Source organism: Vreelandella vilamensis (assembly GCF_031451755.1).
GTDB classification, from domain to species: domain Bacteria; phylum Pseudomonadota; class Gammaproteobacteria; order Pseudomonadales; family Halomonadaceae; genus Vreelandella; species Vreelandella vilamensis.
Genome location: NZ_JARWAN010000019.1, coordinates 1 through 18199 on the forward strand (window position 1 = coordinate 1; position 18199 = coordinate 18199).

Annotated in this window: 15 protein-coding genes and 2 pseudogenes; 11 read left to right on the forward strand and 6 right to left on the reverse strand. The window is 52.6% G+C overall.

All coding sequences use genetic code 11. The features are described 5' to 3' along the window. The first annotated feature begins 92 nt into the window (after positions 1 to 92). Positions 93 to 1550: a type I restriction-modification system subunit M gene (locus QC823_RS11605; RefSeq protein ID WP_309656510.1), complete on the forward strand. Its 1458-nt coding sequence runs from the start codon at positions 93 to 95 to the stop codon at positions 1548 to 1550. Beyond that, the gene (locus QC823_RS11610) at positions 1547 to 3295 is read left to right on the forward strand and encodes a restriction endonuclease subunit S (RefSeq protein ID WP_309656511.1); all 1749 of its coding nucleotides are present in this window, start codon (positions 1547 to 1549) and stop codon (positions 3293 to 3295) included. The genes QC823_RS11605 and QC823_RS11610 overlap by 4 nt, the downstream gene beginning before the upstream one ends. A 340-nt stretch (positions 3296 to 3635) precedes the next feature. On the opposite strand, the pseudogene QC823_RS11615 reads toward QC823_RS11610, so the two are convergent. Beyond that, positions 3636 to 3875: pseudogene (locus QC823_RS11615) on the reverse strand (macro domain-containing protein); the annotation flags it as partial. Positions 3876 to 3984: 109 nt separating this feature from the next. On the opposite strand from QC823_RS11615, the pseudogene QC823_RS11620 reads away from it, so the two are divergent. Together QC823_RS11620 and QC823_RS11625 are read left to right on the forward strand one after the other, a co-directional pair. After that, a pseudogene (locus QC823_RS11620) lies at positions 3985 to 4418 on the forward strand (integrase core domain-containing protein); the annotation flags it as partial. Between the two features lie 221 nt (positions 4419 to 4639). Then, entirely contained in the window at positions 4640 to 5956 is a 1317-nt protein-coding gene (locus QC823_RS11625; protein ID WP_309656513.1) for a hypothetical protein, read from the forward strand. A 65-nt stretch (positions 5957 to 6021) separates the two neighbouring features. On the opposite strand, the gene QC823_RS11630 is transcribed toward QC823_RS11625, so the two are convergent. Beyond that, positions 6022 to 6525, reverse strand: a complete 504-nt coding sequence (locus QC823_RS11630) for a zinc ribbon-containing protein (protein WP_309656514.1) — start codon at positions 6523 to 6525, stop codon at positions 6022 to 6024. A 262-nt stretch (positions 6526 to 6787) separates the two neighbouring features. Here QC823_RS11630 and leuS point away from each other — a divergent pair, with 262 nt between their 5' ends. The 7 genes from leuS to QC823_RS11665 all read left to right on the forward strand — a co-directional run bounded on the left by leuS (position 6788) and on the right by QC823_RS11665 (position 14398). Further along, positions 6788 to 9373 carry a leucine--tRNA ligase gene (gene leuS / locus QC823_RS11635; RefSeq protein ID WP_309656515.1) on the forward strand — a complete coding sequence of 862 codons (2586 nt, stop codon included), beginning with the start codon at positions 6788 to 6790 and terminating at the stop codon, positions 9371 to 9373. Between the two features lie 11 nt (positions 9374 to 9384). Next, positions 9385 to 9894 carry an LPS-assembly lipoprotein LptE gene (locus QC823_RS11640; protein ID WP_309656516.1) on the forward strand — a complete coding sequence of 170 codons (510 nt, stop codon included), beginning with the start codon at positions 9385 to 9387 and terminating at the stop codon, positions 9892 to 9894. Continuing rightward, complete coding sequence (gene holA, locus QC823_RS11645; protein ID WP_309656517.1) at positions 9891 to 10949, forward strand: DNA polymerase III subunit delta; 1059 nt, start codon at positions 9891 to 9893, stop codon at positions 10947 to 10949. The genes QC823_RS11640 and holA overlap by 4 nt, the downstream gene beginning before the upstream one ends. 172 nt (positions 10950 to 11121) lie before the next feature. Next, positions 11122 to 11508, forward strand: coding sequence for a PA2779 family protein (locus QC823_RS11650; RefSeq protein WP_309656518.1), 387 nt, complete (start codon positions 11122 to 11124; stop codon positions 11506 to 11508). 4 nt (positions 11509 to 11512) lie between these two features. Further along, positions 11513 to 12454 carry a PA2778 family cysteine peptidase gene (locus tag QC823_RS11655; protein WP_309656575.1) on the forward strand — a complete coding sequence of 314 codons (942 nt, stop codon included), beginning with the start codon at positions 11513 to 11515 and terminating at the stop codon, positions 12452 to 12454. A 166-nt stretch (positions 12455 to 12620) separates the two neighbouring features. After that, complete coding sequence (locus QC823_RS11660; RefSeq protein WP_309656519.1) at positions 12621 to 13211, forward strand: hypothetical protein; 591 nt, start codon at positions 12621 to 12623, stop codon at positions 13209 to 13211. Then, entirely contained in the window at positions 13208 to 14398 is a 1191-nt protein-coding gene (locus tag QC823_RS11665; protein ID WP_309656520.1) for a GGDEF domain-containing protein, read from the forward strand. The genes QC823_RS11660 and QC823_RS11665 overlap by 4 nt, the downstream gene beginning before the upstream one ends. Positions 14399 to 14402: 4 nt before the next feature. Here the strand turns inward: QC823_RS11665 and sthA are convergent, their stop codons facing one another. The 4 genes from sthA to nqrE form a co-directional block, all read right to left on the reverse strand. Then, the gene (gene sthA / locus QC823_RS11670; protein ID WP_309656521.1) at positions 14403 to 15794 is read right to left on the reverse strand and encodes a Si-specific NAD(P)(+) transhydrogenase; all 1392 of its coding nucleotides are present in this window, start codon (positions 15792 to 15794) and stop codon (positions 14403 to 14405) included. A gap of 55 nt (positions 15795 to 15849) precedes the next feature. Continuing rightward, complete coding sequence (nqrM, locus tag QC823_RS11675) at positions 15850 to 16110, reverse strand: (Na+)-NQR maturation NqrM (protein ID WP_309656522.1); 261 nt, start codon at positions 16108 to 16110, stop codon at positions 15850 to 15852. A 166-nt stretch (positions 16111 to 16276) separates the two neighbouring features. Beyond that, positions 16277 to 17509 (reverse strand): NADH:ubiquinone reductase (Na(+)-transporting) subunit F, encoded by a 1233-nt coding sequence (gene nqrF / locus QC823_RS11680; RefSeq protein ID WP_309656523.1) that lies wholly within the window; start codon positions 17507 to 17509, stop codon positions 16277 to 16279. A 72-nt stretch (positions 17510 to 17581) separates the two neighbouring features. Beyond that, on the reverse strand, positions 17582 to 18199 hold the full coding sequence (gene nqrE / locus QC823_RS11685; protein ID WP_309656524.1) for an NADH:ubiquinone reductase (Na(+)-transporting) subunit E: 618 nt from the start codon (positions 18197 to 18199) through the stop codon (positions 17582 to 17584).

The window sequence follows — 18199 nt, forward strand, 5'->3', positions numbered from 1 at the left end:
GAATCGTGTTCTTGGCGGAACGTATTGATTACCTTAGAGATTACCATTCACTATTTTTGTTTTCAGGCCTGCCTCGTGAATAACCCGGGATCATGCGTAAGGACGTGGGCGTCGACGGCGATGCCCAGCGTATTGGCCAGCTCGTCTGGATGCTGTTCCTGAAGATCTTCGATGACCGGGAGCAAGAGTGGGAGATGTTCAGCGACGATTACCGCTCGCCGATTCCAGAGCCCTTACGCTGGCGGAACTGGGCGGCCAATCCGGAGGGCATGACCGGCGATGACCTGAAAGACTTCATCGACAACACCTTGTTTCCCAGCCTGCAAAAGCTGGAGCCGGCCGGTGACGATTACCGAGGCGTGGTTATCCGCAATGTGTTCGAGGATGCCTACAACTACATGAAGTCTGGCCAGCTCATGCGTCAGGTCATCAACAAGCTGCAGGACGGCGTCGACTTCAACAAATCGGCCGAGCGCCACGAACTCGGCGACATGTACGAGCAAATCCTCAAAGACCTGCAGAGCGCCGGCAATGCCGGTGAGTTCTACACGCCACGGGCGGTGACCGAATTCATGGTCAACCGGGTAGACCCAAAGCTTAGCGAAAAAGTGATGGACCCGGCCTGCGGCACCGGCGGCTTCCTCACCTGCACCATCGAGCACAAACGCCGAAATTATGTGGAAACGCCGAAGGACGAACAAACCCTGCAGAAGAGCATTCACGGCGTTGAGAAAAAGCCCCTGCCGCACTTGCTGGCCACCACCAACTTGATTTTGCACGGCATCGAAGTGCCGGACCAGGTGAAGCACGACAACACCCTGGCCCGCCCGCTCATCAGCTGGAGTCCAAAAGAACGGGTAGACGTTATCGTGGCCAACCCGCCCTTCGGCGGCATGGAAGAAGATGGCATTGAAACCAACTTCCCCAGCGCCTTTCGCACCCGGGAAACGGCCGACCTGTTCATGACGCTGTTCATTCACCTGCTGCGGGACGGTGGCCGCGCCGCCGTGGTGCTGCCAGACGGCTTCCTGTTCGGCGAAGGCATGAAAACCCGCCTCAAGGAAAAGCTGCTGGAAGAGTGCAACCTGCACACCATCGTGCGCCTGCCCAACGGCGTGTTTAACCCCTACACCGGCATCAAGACCAACCTGCTGTTCTTCACCAAAGGCAAGCCCACGGAAACCGTTTGGTATTACGAACATCCCTATCCGGAAGGTTACAAGAACTACAGCAAAACCAAGCCCATGAAGTTCGCTGAGTTCCAGACCGAAATCGACTGGTGGGGCAGCGAGGCCGACGGCTTTGCCAGCCGCGAGGAAACCGAGCAGGCCTGGAAAGTGTCCATCGACGACATCAAGGCCCGCCACTACAACCTGGACATCAAGAACCCCTGGCAAGGCGAAGAGGTCAACCACGACCCGGATGAACTGCTGGCCAAATACGAACAGCAACAGGCCGAAATTCAGGGAATCCGCCACCAGCTGCGGGACATCCTGGCCGATGCGCTCTCCCACAACACCGATGAGAATACCGGTGGAGGTGCGGCATGAGTTCACAGGAGCTGATTACTGAACATCTGGATTTGTGGACTGGGGCGGTGACCAAGAAGTCCAGCAGTGGCCGGGGAACTAACGGCAAGGTTGAGCTGACTGGGGTTAAGAAGCTGAGGGAGTTGATTCTGGAGTTGGCTGTTCGAGGGAAGCTTGTCGAGCAAAATTCAACAGATGAGCCAGCTAGTATGCTGCTGGAAAAAATCGCTGATGAGAAGGCTCAGCTAGCCAAGGAAGGGAAGATTAAGAAGTCAAAGATGCTTCCGGAGGTTGACGAAGAAGAAAAACCTTTTGACCTGCCTGATGGCTGGCAATGGGCGCGCATGGAAGCCATCAGTGAATATATTCAGCGGGGTAAAGGCCCAAAATATGCGGACTCAGGGAAAGTAAGAGTTGTTTCCCAAAAATGTATTCAATGGTCTAGGTTCGATCTAAAATCTGCTCGCTTCGTCGATGACAATAGTTTGAGTGGTTATCAGGACGAACGGTATATTCGAGAAAACGACATTCTCTGGAATTCAACAGGCACGGGAACTGTTGGACGTGCAATTGTGGTTAAAAGGCAACAGTGCTCCATCGTTGCCGATTCACATGTGACGATAATTCGCCCCTTAGTCTCTGAACCACGACATATCCTTAATTACATTTTATCTCCGAGCGTTCAGCAGCGAATTGAGCCTGACCATGAGAACTCGTTGGTATCAGGCACCACGAAGCAAGTCGAGCTTAATTCCACATCAGTAAAGATGCTTGCTGTTCCGCTACCCCCACTCAATGAGCAACACCGCATCGTCCAAAAAGTCGATGAGCTCATGGCTCTCTGCGACCGACTGGAACAGCAAACCAGTGACCAACTCGAAGCCCACGAAACCCTCGTGGATACCCTGCTCGGCACCCTCACCCAATCCGAAAACACCACCGAACTGGCCGACAACTGGGCGCGAATCAAAGACCACTTCGACACCTTGTTCACCACCGAACAGAGCATCGGCAAGCTCAAGCAGACCATCCTGCAACTGGCGGTGATGGGGCGGTTGGTGGAGCAGGATGCGGGGGATGAGCCTGCATATGAGCTGCTCAAACGTATCGCCGAGGAAAAAGTGCGACTGGTGGCCGTCCGGAAGCTCAAGAAGCAAAAGCCTTTGGCGGAAATTGTTGAGGAGGAGAAACCGTTCGAGTTACCAAGTGGATGGCACTGGGCCCGATTTGGTGATGTCTGCTCAATAAAGGGAGAGCTGGTTCGTCCAGAGAATTTTCCGGATCTACGTCAAGTTGCACCTGACTGCATTGAGAAAGGCACGGGGCTGATTACCGAAAACCGAACAGTTAAAGAGTCAGGCGTCAAAGGGCCAAATAGCCGATTCTTTGCCGGGCAAATCGTGTATTCGAAAATACGTCCGTCACTGTCAAAGGCTGCTTTGGTCGATTTTGATGGCCTTTGTAGTGCAGATATGTACCCAATTGATGCATTTATTGACGCCAGATTCCTGTTGACGGAAATCCTATCAGAGGTATTCCTTCAGCAAGTAAGGATCGCGGAAAACCGAATTAAAATGCCAAAGCTCAATCAAGAGAGCCTGACAGGCTTCGTGTTACCAATTCCCCCTCTAGCCGAGCAGCATCGCATCGTCCAAAAAGTCGATGAACTCATGGCTCTCTGCGACCAACTCCAGGAACGCCTGAATCAGGCCAGCGACACCCGATACCAACTGGCGGGGGCGGTGGTGGAAGGAGCCCTGAACTAATGGTTTACAACAGGCCATGAAGCATCTCCCTAAGCCGAGTGAACTGCTGGGTGATAGGCGTCTAGGTGCCTCCTACATTGCACAAAAATGACCTGGCCGTCAGGCTTAGGCGGTCATGTTACAAGTACCATGCGGATGTGAGTTCTATATCACCACGGGGTAAGGTTGTTATACCGTGGGACCACTATGGAAAGAGAAAATCGTGTTCGTCGGCTGCTGAAAGACCGGCTCTATTACTCAGTTTGGACACTTAAAAAAGCCAAAAACTGTTACATAGCCTTTTTAATAATATAATCAATAGGTTAATCTTTTATAACATGATACATGATGCGGTAATATCGTGAATCACCCAACAGTTAGGCAGGTTATGGCCGCCAGTGAGTACCTCTTGGCCCGGGGCGATAGGCGCCATAGGCTGACCCTCTTCCGCTAAGCCTGGCCCGGCAGCGCGATGAAGCGCCCCGGCGACGCCACCGCCGGTTCTCAATTGCGCATTGGCAGCATTGACCACGGCATCTATATCGGGCTGTTGGGCAATATCGCCCACCACGCACTGCACGCTGATGCGGTTGTCGCTCATAGGCTCCTCCGTCTGTTGTCACGAATCACGCAGACCCTGCTGATGCAGAGTCTTAGTGACTGCGGCAAATACTGAAAGTGTAGACTGAAAAAGCGCTTTAGTTCATTAGATGCCCGACGAGCATCAGAAGCGCTACCTGTACGTGGCCATTGACCGGGCAACCAGACGGTGCTGACCGATAACGGCAAATCCTTCACCGATCGCTTCATACGGGCCGGTGAGCGCAAGCCCAGCGGGCAACATCCGTTTGATCAGGAATGCCAGGGCCATGGCATCGAGCACCGCCTCATCAAGCCTGGACGGCCGCAGACCAATGGCATGGTGGAGCGCTTCAACGGCCGCATCAGCGACGTGCTGGCCACTCGGCGCTATGCATCAAGCGAGGACCTGGAACAAACGCTCAAACGCTACAATTGGCTGTATAATCACCACATTCCGCAAAAGGCGCTGCACCATCAATCACCGATTGCGATAATGAAGGAATGGCAGACCAAGTGTCCTGAGTTATTTACCCAAAAGCTGGTCAATCACACGGGACCCGACACCTATCGGCTAGCGGGTGGTCGTGTACCGGTAACTTTACCTCATGCGCTGGATCGTAAGTACCCAAACGCGGGCATTTCCCTCCCCAAGTTCATGGCGGGGTTTTAGCCTGATCATCGCCCAACAAGCCCGACTCCCCGACCTGTCTTACAGATCGGTTTGGCACTGGCCTTCCGTTGCAAATCCGATTAGCCTGCTAACTCAACCAGTAAGGGATTGAGATGCAAGAGACAACTCCTCGACAGCGCTTAGCAGGCGTTCTGATTTTGCTTGGTTTGATGGCGCAAATCGTTGGTTTTACCGGCTGGCGAGAGACAACTCACGCGGTAAGCTACTTGTTGTGGGCGGCGGCTTTTTTGTTGTGGCGTGATATTCCTAGGCGCTCACGCCTTCAGGCAGAGGTATTGATTACGCTCGGGACAGGCATGTTGTTAGTAGCCCGATTTGTGTATAGCGCTGAGGTCAATTGGCCTGCCATGCTTCAAAATAATACCTTTGTGGTGGCGATGCTGGTGGGCGTTAGTTTTATCTCGCTCATCGGTAAACAAGGTAATAAAGGCGCGGCTGGCGAACGTGTGACCGGTGCGGGCGGCGTGCTGCGGACTTGGTTGGGCGTGCATTTTTTGGGAACGATTTTAAACCTTTCCACCGTGTTTATGGTCGGCGATAAACTTTCCCGTCGCGGGCCACTCACGTCGCCGCAGCTGTTAGCGTTGAACCGTGGGCTTTCTAGCGCGGCATTGTGGTCGCCGTTTTTTGCCTCAATGGGCGTAGTCCTCTCGCTGGCGCCCGACGTGCAGTACACGCAAATTGCCATGATCGGCTTTCCGCTGGCGATGCTCTCGGGACTTTTCACCACACTAGAACTGCGGCGACGATTTGATTTAAGCGAAGTAGAGGGGTTTTCGTTGGCCCCTCACAGCTTGTTGATGCCGGTCGGCATGGCGGCGTTGGTCATGTTATTTCATTTTTGGCTGACGCCTTCGCTAACCATTGTCAGCATCATTACGTTTCTGCTGCCTGGCGTTGCGGTGCTGAGCAACCTGCATGAGGGGCCACGTTTTACCCTCCGGCGTGTGCGTCAGCATACGCTCACTCGATTACCCGCCATGCGTGGCGAAATCTCGTTGTTTTTAGCGGCAGGGTTATTAACACTGGGGCTTTCTACCCTGGTGTCGGCAGCAGCCGGTAGCGATTGGACCTTATTTGCCCACTTCGGCATGCCTCAAGCGATGATTAGCTTCGCTGCTATTGCGTTAAGCGCGCTGGTCGGATTGCACCCAATTATTGGCGTGTCGGTATTGGCCTCCGTGCTAAACCTACAGGGAGGCGAACAAACCTTATTCGCCTTTGTCGCATTGAGTTCTTGGGCAGTGGGTACAAGCGTTGGGCCACTGTCGGGTATCAATCTTTCTTTGCAGGGACGCTACGGCGTAAGCGGTTACCGCATGATGTGCCACAACCTGCTTTACGCCGCCGTGATGAGCGTGCTAATTCTCGTCGCCATTGCCCTGCTGACAACGTGGATGAACGCCTAGTGGCTAGCAATTCATCGCTATCTTTAACAACTCGGTGTTTAACACCCCACTAGCCGTTACACGACTCAAGCGTTGACGCGATAAAAATACCGGTGCCCGCACTGATGGCACGGCTCGATGCGCGCCACACTGTCTAAAACCACCGGGGCATCGCAGTGAACGCAGGCCATCTTGCCGGGGGCGGCTATTTCGCCTTCGCAGTAGTCGGCGCGAGCGGCTTCTAGGTCTTCGTCAAAGCGTTCACGCTCAACCACACTGCGGTCCGCGATAGACAGTAGTGACTCCGCCACGCGGCGCGAAAGGTGGCTGATATCGATGTCTAGCCACTGCGCGACCTGCTTGCCGGTATCCGCCATAAAATAACGCATATCCTTCAAATCGCGCTCAACCCATGCGCGCAAAAGCGACAGTTCGTCTTTGGTGAACTCTTCTAGCTCGCTCTCGAACTCAACGGCTTCATCTAGGTCTTTTTGCAGGTTTTCCCAAGTGAGCTCTTGAGCGCCATCTTGCAGACGTTCGAGCAGACGCTCGTAACCTTCGCGTAGGCGGTGGTCGTTATGCTCTGCCATTACCGTTCTCCTGTGTTTCCTGAATTCAGGTTTTAACAACTGCTTCCAATACTGATTCTAAAAACAGTTAAATCCAATGCAATACACGTCAGTGCGCTTTTCTTGCTCGCACTTTTTCACTTTGCTGGGTAGCGCGATAACGCGTTGGCGTTCAAGGTTATCCCTTCATAGGATACAATCGCACAGATCAACTAACATTCGTTTTTTATCATTCACCGCGCCCGATGTTTCGGGCGAGCACCCCAAGGCATGAAATAAACCGATGGACGCACATTACAGCCCTCGTGATATCGAACGTGACGCGCAGCAGTATTGGGACAAGCATCAGTGCTTTAAAGCCGTAGAAGATGCTAACCGCGAGAAATTCTACTGCCTCTCAATGTTCCCCTACCCTAGCGGCAAGCTGCACATGGGTCACGTGCGCAACTACACCATCGGCGATGTTGTCTCGCGCTTTCAGCGCATGCAGGGAAAAAACGTGATGCAGCCAATGGGCTGGGATGCGTTCGGCATGCCGGCGGAAAACGCCGCGATTCAAAACCAGGTGCCGCCCGCCAAGTGGACGTACCAAAACATCGACTACATGCGCAACCAGCTAAAAGCGCTGGGGTTTGCCTACGATTGGAGCCGTGAATTCGCCACCTGTGATGTCAGCTACTACCGCTGGGAGCAGTGGTTCTTCACCAAACTGGTGGATAAGGGTCTGGTCTACAAGAAGATGTCGACGGTCAACTGGGACCCAGTCGACCAAACCGTGCTCGCCAACGAGCAGGTCATCGAAGGCCGCGGCTGGCGCTCCGGCGCTTTGGTTGAGCGCAAGGAAATCCCGCTGTGGTTTTTGAAAATCACCGATTACGCCGATGAACTGCTGGCGGACCTCGACAACGTCGAATGGCCCGAGCAAGTCAAAACCATGCAGCGCAACTGGATCGGCAAGTCTCAAGGCGTTGAGATGACATTCGGCATCAAAAATGCCGATGGTAGCGACTGTGAGGCGCTGTCGGTCTACACCACCCGGCCGGATACGCTGATGGGCGTGACCTACGTTGCCGTCGCAGCGGATCACCCCCTCGCCAAGCAAGCGGCAGAAGGTAACGCTGAACTTGCAGCCTTTCGTGAAGAGTGCGCCCAGGGCGGCACCTCGGAAGCCGAAATGGCGACCAAAGAGAAGAAAGGCATGCTCACCGAGCATCATGCCGTCCACCCGCTTACGGGTAACACCGTGCCGGTGTTTGTCGCCAACTTTGTGCTGATGGAGTTTGGCACCGGGGCAGTCATGGCCGTCCCCGCCCACGACCAGCGCGACTGGGAGTTTGCCACCAAGTATGGCATCGAAATCACGCCGGTCATCGCCGATGAAAACGGTCACGCGCCCGATCTGTCGGAAGGCGCTTTTGTTGATTACGGCACACTGATCAACTCCGGTGAATTCGACGGACTTGGCTTTGAGGCCGGGTTTGATGCGATCGCCGCCAAGCTTGCCGAGCTGGGCCGCGGCGAGGTGAAAACCAACTTCCGCCTACGCGATTGGGGGGTTGCCCGCCAGCGCTACTGGGGCGCGCCAATTCCGGTCAAGTACGGCCCGGAAGGCCAGACCGTGCCGCTCACCGATGATGAACTGCCGGTTGAGCTACCGATGGAAGTGACCGTTGACGCCTCTGGGTCGCCGCTGAAAAAAATGCCCGAATTTTCTGAACTCGGCGACGGTTGGGTGCGTGAAACCGATACCTTTGACACCTTCATGGAATCTTCGTGGTATTACGCGCGTTTCTGCTGTGCGGATAACCCCGATGCCATGCTCGACGAACGCGCCAACTACTGGTTACCCGTCGATCTTTATATCGGCGGTATCGAGCACGCGATTTTGCACCTGCTTTATGCCCGCTTCTTCCACAAATTGATGCGCGATTTTGGCCTGGTGGAGTCTGATGAGCCGTTCCAGCAGTTGCTGACGCAAGGCATGGTGATCGCTGAAACCTACTACCGCGATACCGCCAACGGCGGCAAGCAGTGGTTCAACCCCGCCGATGTTGAGGTCAAGCGCGATGAGAAAGGCCGCCCGATCAGCGCAATACTGCTCGAAGATGGCCAACCCGTTGAGACCGGCGGTATCGAGAAAATGTCGAAATCCAAGAATAACGGCGTCGACCCGCAGTCGATGATCGATAAGTTTGGTGCCGATACCGTGCGCTTGTTCATGATGTTCGCCGCCCCGCCCGAGCAATCGCTTGAGTGGTCGGACTCCGGCGTGGAAGGCGCCCACCGTTTCTTGAAGCGCCTATGGCGTCAGGTGCATGAGCACGTGGAAGCCGGTTCGTTGGGAGATTTGGATGTCGCTGCACTAAACGACGACCAAAAAGCGCTGCGCCGCAAAACTCACGAAACCATCAAGAAAGCCAGCGACGATATTGGCCGCCGAACAACCTTCAACACCGCGATTGCCGCCGTGATGGAGCTTTCCAACACGTTGGCGCGCTTTGATGATGACTCGGCACCGGGGCGTGCGGTGACGCGTGAGGCGCTGGAAGCCTGCGTATTGCTGCTGGCGCCCATCACACCGCATGCTTGCCATGCTCTCTGGCAGCGTTTAGGGCATACAGAGCCTGCCATCGATGCGCCCTGGCCCGCGCTTGACGAGCAGGCGCTAACGCGCGACAGCATTGAGCTAGTGGTGCAAGTGAACGGCAAACTGCGTGCACGCTTGCAGGCACCTGCCAATGCCGATAAAGCCGCGGTAGAAGCGATGGCGATGGAAGATGACAACGTCCAGCGACACCTAGACGGCAAAACCGTGCGCAAAGTGATCGTTGTCCCCGGTAAGCTCGTCAACATTGTGGTCAGCGGATGAGTCCTCGCTCTATGAACCGACGCGCATTTCTTGCCAAAAGTGCCTTCACAGCCAGCATCGCCGCCTCAATGGCGGTGCTGGGTGGTTGTGGCTTTAGGTTGCGTGGTTCCGATAGCCTCCCCGACCTGCCGACCGTCACCCTAGAAGGCGATACGCGAAGCGATGTGGCTCTGTCACTGCAAACCCAGCTAGAAGCTACCGGCGCGGGCGTGCGCAAAGACGCACCGTGGCGAGTCACCCTGGGCTCACCGGAACTTTCTGAGCGCCGCTTAGGTGCTGAAGGACGCGGTAGCCGCGAACATGAGTTCACACTGAGCATTCCAATATCGCTGCAGCAACGGTCCAACAATGCGTATGCACTCAATCACGAGCAAGTGAGCATATCAACGCGTCAACGCGTCAATGACGATGACCTGCTCAACCGCGATATCTTGGTCAGCGAGGTACGCCGAGAACTTTCCCAGCAGCTAGCTCAGCGTATTATCGAGCGCTTAGCCACGCTTGAGGTGTTAGGCGTGTGAAAGTCTTTGCCGACCAATTACCTGCCGCGCTGGACAAACAGCTCCCCAAGGTCGTGATAGTGGCGGGCGAAGAGCCGCTTCAACACCGCGACGCTTGTGATGCCGTACGCCAAGCAGCGCGGCAAGCCGGTATTGAAGAGCGTGAAGTCGTGGATGTGGAGCCCAACTTTGCTTGGGGGAAGCTTCTCGAAGTCGCGAACAATCTCTCGCTTTTTTCCACACGCAAACTTATTGAAGTGCGTCTTGGCAGCCATAAGCTCGGCCAAGAAGGCACTAAAACCCTGGCGCAATACGGCGAGCAATTAGCGAAAAGCGAGGATGTGCTACTGATCAGCATGGGCAAACTAGACGCCAGGCAGCAGAAAAGCGCTTGGTTCAAAACGCTGGATAAACACGGCCTCTTCGTGCCGGTATGGCCAGTTGATGCGTCCCGCTTGGGCTTCTGGCTACGCGATCGCGCCGGGCGACATGGCTTGCAACTGGATCTTGACGCCGCGCGGCTACTCGGTGAGCGCACCGAGGGCAATTTGCTCGCCGCCGACCAAGAGCTACAAAAACTGGCACTTATGCTGCCACCCAATGCCCGCGTTGGGGTTGAAAGTATTACGCAAGGTGTGGATGACAGCACGCGTTTTGATGTTTTCACTCTCGCCGACGCGTGCCTGAAGGGTGAAACGAGCCGGGTCTCCCGAATCGTATATGGCTTACGTAGCGAAGGCGTGGAAGCACCCATTGTGCTGTGGGCGCTGAGCCGCGAGCTACGCACTTTGCTCTCGATTCATCAGCACCTTGATCAAGGCCAAAGCTTTGAGCACGCCTGCAAAGCACAAAAACCCATGATTTTTGATAAGCGCCGCCCAGCCTACCAAAAAGCGATTGCGCGTTTACCTATGAAACGTCTACATAAATTGTTATTGATGGCACAACGCCTGGATTTGTCGGTAAAAGGCGCTTCTCCTGTGCCCTTATGGCCGGGCTTGCACGATTTGGCGTTTACCCTCGCGGGGGGCCGTGGCATTCTGGCTGAGTCCGCTTGGACGTATCGCTTACACTAAATGATTAAAAACGAAGTGGTTAAAAACGACGTGGATAAAAACGACAAATCGCAGCAGAACCACGATGCAACTCAACCCTTTATAGTTTTAAATTATAGCTCTAAACTTTTTTAGCAAGACTTGTAATGAAAACGTCTTTCTCAACGTACTTCACCGTAAAAAGGAAAACACCATGGCTACACTGCGTCGTTATATTTCCGTCTTATTAATCGCACTCTTGGCACTCGGTAGTTTCCCTGTCGCGGCGGCACAAACCACCGGGCTGGTATCGACACAAGCCGCTCTTGAAGCCGATAACGCCAGCGAGGAGCGCGAACGTATTCACGATATTCTGGCCCGCGCAGATGTACAGGAGCAACTGCTCGCGCAAGGTGTTAGTCCAGATGAGGTAAAAGCCCGGGTCGCCGCCCTAAGCGATAGTGAGGCGAAGCAGATGGCAGAGCAGCTTGAAGCGATGCCCGCCGGTGCTGGCGTCATTGGTGCGCTGTTTGCCGTTTTCGTTATTTTGCTTGTCACTGATATTCTCGGTTTGACCGATGTTTACCCGTTTACCCGCTAAGCAAATGCGCCCTACCCGCCTTAAAAACGCCCGCTCTGCGGGCGTTTTGCTGTGTTTTATTGTCAGTATTTTGCTTAGTGGATGCGCAAGCCGCCCTACGCTGCTTGAAAGCACATATCAAACGCTACCATCGCACGTGGAGCTTAATGACGTGCCCTTCCACCCTCAGGTGGAATACCAATGCGGCCCAGCGGCACTCGCGATGGTACTTAACCATCAAGAAGTCGACACCAAGGTCGAAGACTTAATCCCGCAAGTGTTCATTCCCGAGCGCAGCGGCAGTGTCCAACCCGAAATGTTAGCCACCGCCAGACGCTATGAACGCATTGCGTTTCCCATCCGAGGAACTCTCGATAGCTTGCTAACACACTTGGCCAATGGTACACCCGTCGTGGTGATGCAGAATTTGTCTCTCCCCGCTTGGCCGATGTGGCATTACGCCGTGGCGATTGGTTACGACCTTCCCAAAGAGACATTAATCCTGCGAAGTGGTGAGATCGAGCGCCACACACTTTCTTTTCGTCGTTTCGATGCCACATGGGCACGCACTGAACGCTGGGGGTTTGTCATAGCTTCGCCCGGTGAGGTACCGGTAGGCATTGCACCAGAGCAGGCTGTTAATGCCATCAGTGCATATGAAGCACTTCACGGTTCTGATGCGGCCCTTCCTAGTTGGAAAGCGCTGGTGCAGCGTCAACCCGATAATGCGATGGGCTTTTTTGCCTTAAGTAATGCTTATTATGAACAAAACCAAACAGATAATGCGCAGGAAGCGCTGATACAAGCAACCCACATTGACCCAGAGCTTGGCGTCGCGTGGTTAAATCTAGGGCTACTGTATCTAGCTCAAGGGCAAACAGCCAAAGCGCAACAGGCGCTTAATAAAGCGGCTCAGCTTCCGGGCCCGTGGCAAGATCGCGCAGTTTTAGCACTTAAAACACTATAACCATATAAGTCTTTGATCATAATGATAATAAGGTTTAATAATGATGAACGCTTAATTATGACAATAAAATAGTTAAATTTAATGATGGAATATTAAGTATATTTTTGCTTAAGTTAGAGATGTTTGTTATGAAAAAACAATCAGTGTAATGCACATGGAGTCCATCATGTCAGCTTGGTCCCTGACCCTTGCGTTAGCGTTGGCGTTAGCTAAAATTTTGAAAAGAGCGCAATCCTTCACTCACCGACGTCGCGATTGGTGGTTGCGCTTTTTTTTCATAGTGCTAATGGGAGGCTTAGCAACCAACGCTTATTCGGCAACCCCCGTCCCAAGCCAAGAAACACCCAGTCAAGATCACTCACTAATTTTACAAATTACCCACCACCAACATCAGCAGTGGCTTTCATTGGCTGATATCGAAACGCTCCCGCTTTATGACGTTGAACTCAAACACCCTGAAGGGCTTGAAGGAAGGTTTACTGGGGTTTGGCTCAATGTTTTCACTGCTCAGCAAGGCATTCCAGAAGATACCCGCATCCGCTTAATTGCCCATGATAACTACACCATTTTTCTAAGCCATGCGGAACGTAAAGAGCGGCGCTACTTTATGGTGACACGCTTTAATGGGCTGCCCATTGAGCGCCAACAGATGGGGCCTTTACTTCTCATCGTTCCCGCTGATGCTGAAGGCGTTCTCGAAGGTACGTTACCCCTTACGCGCTGGATCTGGGCGATTCGGGAGATACGTTACCAATGAACATTCCACTTGAGGCACTTTCCGCTAAATCATGGAGGATTGCCATCCTCACAGCCATCGTCGCGATAGGCATAGCGCTCCTGGTGAGCTATTACGTACACAGTGCGCGTCAACATCTGGGGGCAGATTATACGGCTCTCGTGGGTAACATTGTGCGGGCGCAACAAACAACACCCCAACTGGATCATGCCTTGGAAAGCTTTATTGATGAGCCTATTGGCCTACATTTACGTCAAATTCGGCATACACTGTGGCTTTCTAGCAATTATTTAGATCAAGTCAGTCATGGTTTAAGTCAACATTCCCAGTTATATCGCGATACCGCTTATCTTGGGGACGATTTCACGCGCCTTCGTGGGCAGATTATCACGCTCGAAGAGCAAGCCGAGGCAGCGCTGGTAGACCGTTCTCTTTTACCCGAGCTTCAACGGTTATCCATGGATATTGAAGCCACCATGGCGTGGACATATAGTGAGCTTAATGCTGCCGTACATAGCGCTGCGGGACGACAACGTTTCATTATGCAACGTTTATCTTGGGCTGTAACAGCACTTGTCGTGGCGGTAATGCTAGTCGCACTCGCGCTATTGGCCGCCGTATTGCGCCTGCAACGCCAGCGAAATACGTTAAAAATGCTAATGCTAACCGACGAGCTCACCGGGCTTTATAATCGCCGCCATTTAGTAGACGCTGCGTCAAGAGAACTGAACGATGCTCAACGTCATCAGCAACCGCTTAGCTTACTGCTGCTTGATTTGGACTACTTTAAGCACGTTAACGATACTTACGGTCACCCAGCTGGCGATGATGTACTGCGAAAGGTGAGCCAACAACTGCGCAACATTAGTCGAGCGACAGATATCGTGGCGCGAATTGGCGGCGAAGAATTTTGTGTATTAATGCCCAATACCACGGTAGATGACGCGGAAAGCGTCGCCGAACGTATTCGCCATGCCATTGCGCTCGAACCACTTACCCACTTAGGGGCAAATTTGCAGCAAACGGTAAGCATTGGTGTCACAACATCGCTTGATGGTTCACACAGCTTTGAAAAGCTCTACTCGCTAGCCGACCAGGCGCTCTATCAAGCTAAAGAACTCGGAAGAAATAGAGTAGAGTGCGTGCTTCCGCCTCATTCTTCTTCTGAACGTCAAGCGATCCTCACCAACAGTCAGCTAGACATCTAACTGCCTAGAAAACACGGTTAAGCCCATTTTGCGCCGCAACGCGATACGCTTCAGCCATGGTGGGGTAGTTAAATGTGGTATTAACGAAATACTCCAGCGTATTCGCGCTGCCTGCTTGCTGCATAATGGCTTGACCGATATGCACAATTTCAGAGGCTTGGTCGCCAAAGCAGTGAATACCTAATATCTCCAAGGTATCCTGGTGAAACAGAATTTTCAGCATGCCCACCGTATCGCCCGTTATTTGCGCTCTTGCAGTATTTTTAAAGAAAGCTTGCGCTACCTCATAAGGAATTTTGTCTTGCGTTAACTCTTGCTCAGTAGGACCAAATGAGCTGATTTCAGGAATCGTATAGATACCCGTCGGCACGTCAGAAACAAAGCGATACTCTTTATTCAAAAGCTCATTGCATGAGTTAAGCCCCTGATCGTAAGCAGCACTGGCAAGGCTCGGCCAGCCGATCACGTCCCCGGCGGCGTAAATATGCGCAAGTGTCGTACGATAATGCTCATCAACGCTGAGCTGCCCACGTCCATTCGCTTCAAGGCCAATGTTTTCTAAACCTAGGCTATCGGTATTACCCGTTCTGCCATTTGCCCACAAGAAGGCATCAGCGCGCATCTTCTTGCCTGATTTAAGGTGAACCACAACGCCCGATTCATCCCCTTCGACACTGGCATAGTCTTCATTTTGGCGAATAAGCACACCGTGCTTGCGCAAATGATACGAAAGCGCATCGCTTATTTCATCATCCAAAAACGACAACAAGCTATCGCGATTATTGATTAAATCAACTTTGACGCCTAAGCCAGAAAAAATTGACGCATATTCACAGCCGATGACGCCAGCGCCAAAGATTATCAACGTGCGAGGTGTATGCGATAGACTTAAAATCGTATCCGAACAGTAGATGCGCGGATGGCGGAAGTTTATGTCGGCTGGGCGATATGGCCGAGAACCAGTTGCGATCACGATTTTTTTCGCGACTAACTCTTCAACACCTTCTTGACGGTCGCGAACCACCACCGTGTGCTCATCTTTAAACCGCGCCAATCCGTGAAAGAGATCAATACGGTTGCGCGCATAAAACGTCGTACGCATCTCTACTTGTTGATCAATCGTGCTACGAGAGCGCTCCATGACCTTAGGAAAAGAAAACCAACGGGGCTCACCGATGTCGCGGAACATGCGGTTGGTATTGAACGCCATGATCTGCTTGACTTGATGCCGCAGTGCTTTTGAAGGAATGGTTCCCCAGTGAGTGCAGTTACCGCCTACTTGAGCTTGCTTTTCCACCACGGCAACCCGCATACCATGCTTTGCCGCATTAATCGCGGCACTTTCACCGGCAGGTCCGGTGCCAATCACCACGACATCATAGTTGTGAACCGCCATACTTTTTACATCTCCTATTGTGTATTACGGCGATGAAGCGCTGGTGCCGGCCAAATTAGCGGCGCGTAGCATCGTAACCTAAATCAGCTCCGCGGCTCTCATCGCTACGCCGACGAGTGCTCACACCACGGCGCTTGCGATTCTCTTCTTCGCACACTTCATCTTTACCACCACAAATGTCGCAGCCATCCTTCATGCCAATTTGATTCAGCCCACCGCAGGAGCCCGCAATGGGCTTGCGTCCCATGATGACGCCCACGGCCATCGCGGCCATCACCAAAAGCATAAACCCAAATACCAGTAGCCATATCGTCATGATGAGCACCTCACTAAAGTTGCTGTATTACGCTTTGAATTCAAAGCAATCATCACCTGCACTCATGACAGTTACAGTGACGTTAAGTGCCATTATCGTTAAGCATGAGGTAAATAACAAACGGGGCTAGCCAATGGCTAGCCCCGTCATTGCCTATTGAGCAATTTTACCCGCCGAAGTCATCCAAGAGGATATTTTCCGGCTCGACCCCTAAATCAAGCAGCAGCTTAATCGTTGAGGCATTCATCATAGGCGGTCCACACATGTAGTACTCACAATCTTCCGGGGCCGGATGGTCCTTGAGATAGTTTTCATACAACACATTGTGGATAAAGCCTGTCGGACCTTCCCAGTTATCTTCAGGCTGCGGATCCGACAGCGCCAGATGCCATTCAAAGTTCGGGAACTCTTCGGCCAGCTTATCGAAATCTTCGTTATAGAAAGTCTCACGCCATGAGCGCGCACCGTACCAAAACGTGATTTTACGATCTGTCTGCAGACGCTTGAGCTGATCGAAGAGATGGCTACGCATCGGTGCCATACCCGCACCACCACCAATGAAGACCATTTCAGCGTCGGTGTCTTTAGCAAAGAACTCACCGAACGGTCCCATTACCGTCACTTTGTCACCCGGTTTTAGGCTGAATACATAAGTCGACATTAAGCCTGGCGGATGACTTGTACCGGGAGGAGGCGTGGCAATACGGATATTAAACTTGAGGATACCCTTTTCTCCCGGGTAGTTCGCCATCGAATAAGCCCGGATGACTTCCTCATCGTTTTTGTGGGAAATATCAAATAAACCAAACTTTTCCCAGTCACCACGGTACTCTTCATCAATATCAAAGTCAGAGAACTTGATGTCGTAGGGGGGTGCGACAAGCTGAACATAACCACCAGCACGAAAATCAACTTCTTCGCCTTCTGGCAGTTTTAAATTCAGCTCTTTAATGAAAGTGGCGACGTTGGGGTTATCAATAACCTCACATTCCCACTTTTTCACCCCGAAGACCTCTTCCGGCACTTCGATTTTCATGTCTTGCTTCACCGGCACTTGGCAAGAAAGACGCCAGCCTTCCTTTTTCTCGCGCATGGTGAAATGCGACTCTTCCGTGGGCAGGATAGAACCACCACCCTCTTCTACACGGCACTTACACTGGGCACAAGAACCGCCACCGCCACAGGCAGAAGACAAGAAAATGCCGTTTGCCGCCAACGTATTCAAAAGCTTGCCGCCGGCTTGAGTGCTCAAGGTGTGTTCCGGATCACCATTGACTTCAATAGTGACGTCACCGCTACTCACTAGTTTGCTACGCGCTGTCAGGATGATCGCCGTTAAGCTAATAACGATGATCGTAAACATAACAACACCGAGCAAGATGACAGATATATCAACCATATCGGTTTCCTATTGCTGGAGGTTTTCTTCCCCCCGGTGACATCCATGCAAGCCACCGGGAAAACCGTTCCGTTAAAGCTGAATGCCCGAGAAAGACATGAAACCCAAAGACATCAAGCCTACGGTGATGAATGTGATGCCAAGACCCTGAAGGCCCGCCGGCACATCGCTGTACTTCAGCTTTTCACGAATACCTGCGAGGGCAGTAATCGCTAGTGCCCAACCAACGCCAGAGCCAAAACCATAGACGACGGACTCGCCGAAATTATAGTTACGCTCAACCATGAAGAGTACGCCACCTAAAATGGCACAGTTCACGGTAATCAGTGGCAGGAATACGCCCAAGGCGTTATAGAGCGTAGGTACATATTTATCGAGGAACATTTCCAAGATTTGCACCAGCGCAGCGATAACGCCGATATAGCTGAGAAGTCCTAAAAACGACAGGTCAATGTTTTCAGCGCCGTTGATACCGGTCCACGTAAGCGCACCTTCTGCCAACAGTAAACCGTAAACCAAGTTATTCACTGGCACAGAGATAGTTAGCACGACAATAACAGCGATACCAAGGCCAAAGGCAGAAGAGACCTTTTTGGATACCGCCAAGAAAGTACACATGCCTAAGAAGAAGGCAAGCGCCAGGTTTTCAACGAAAACCGAAGCAACGAAAAGGCTTAAATAGTGTTCCAT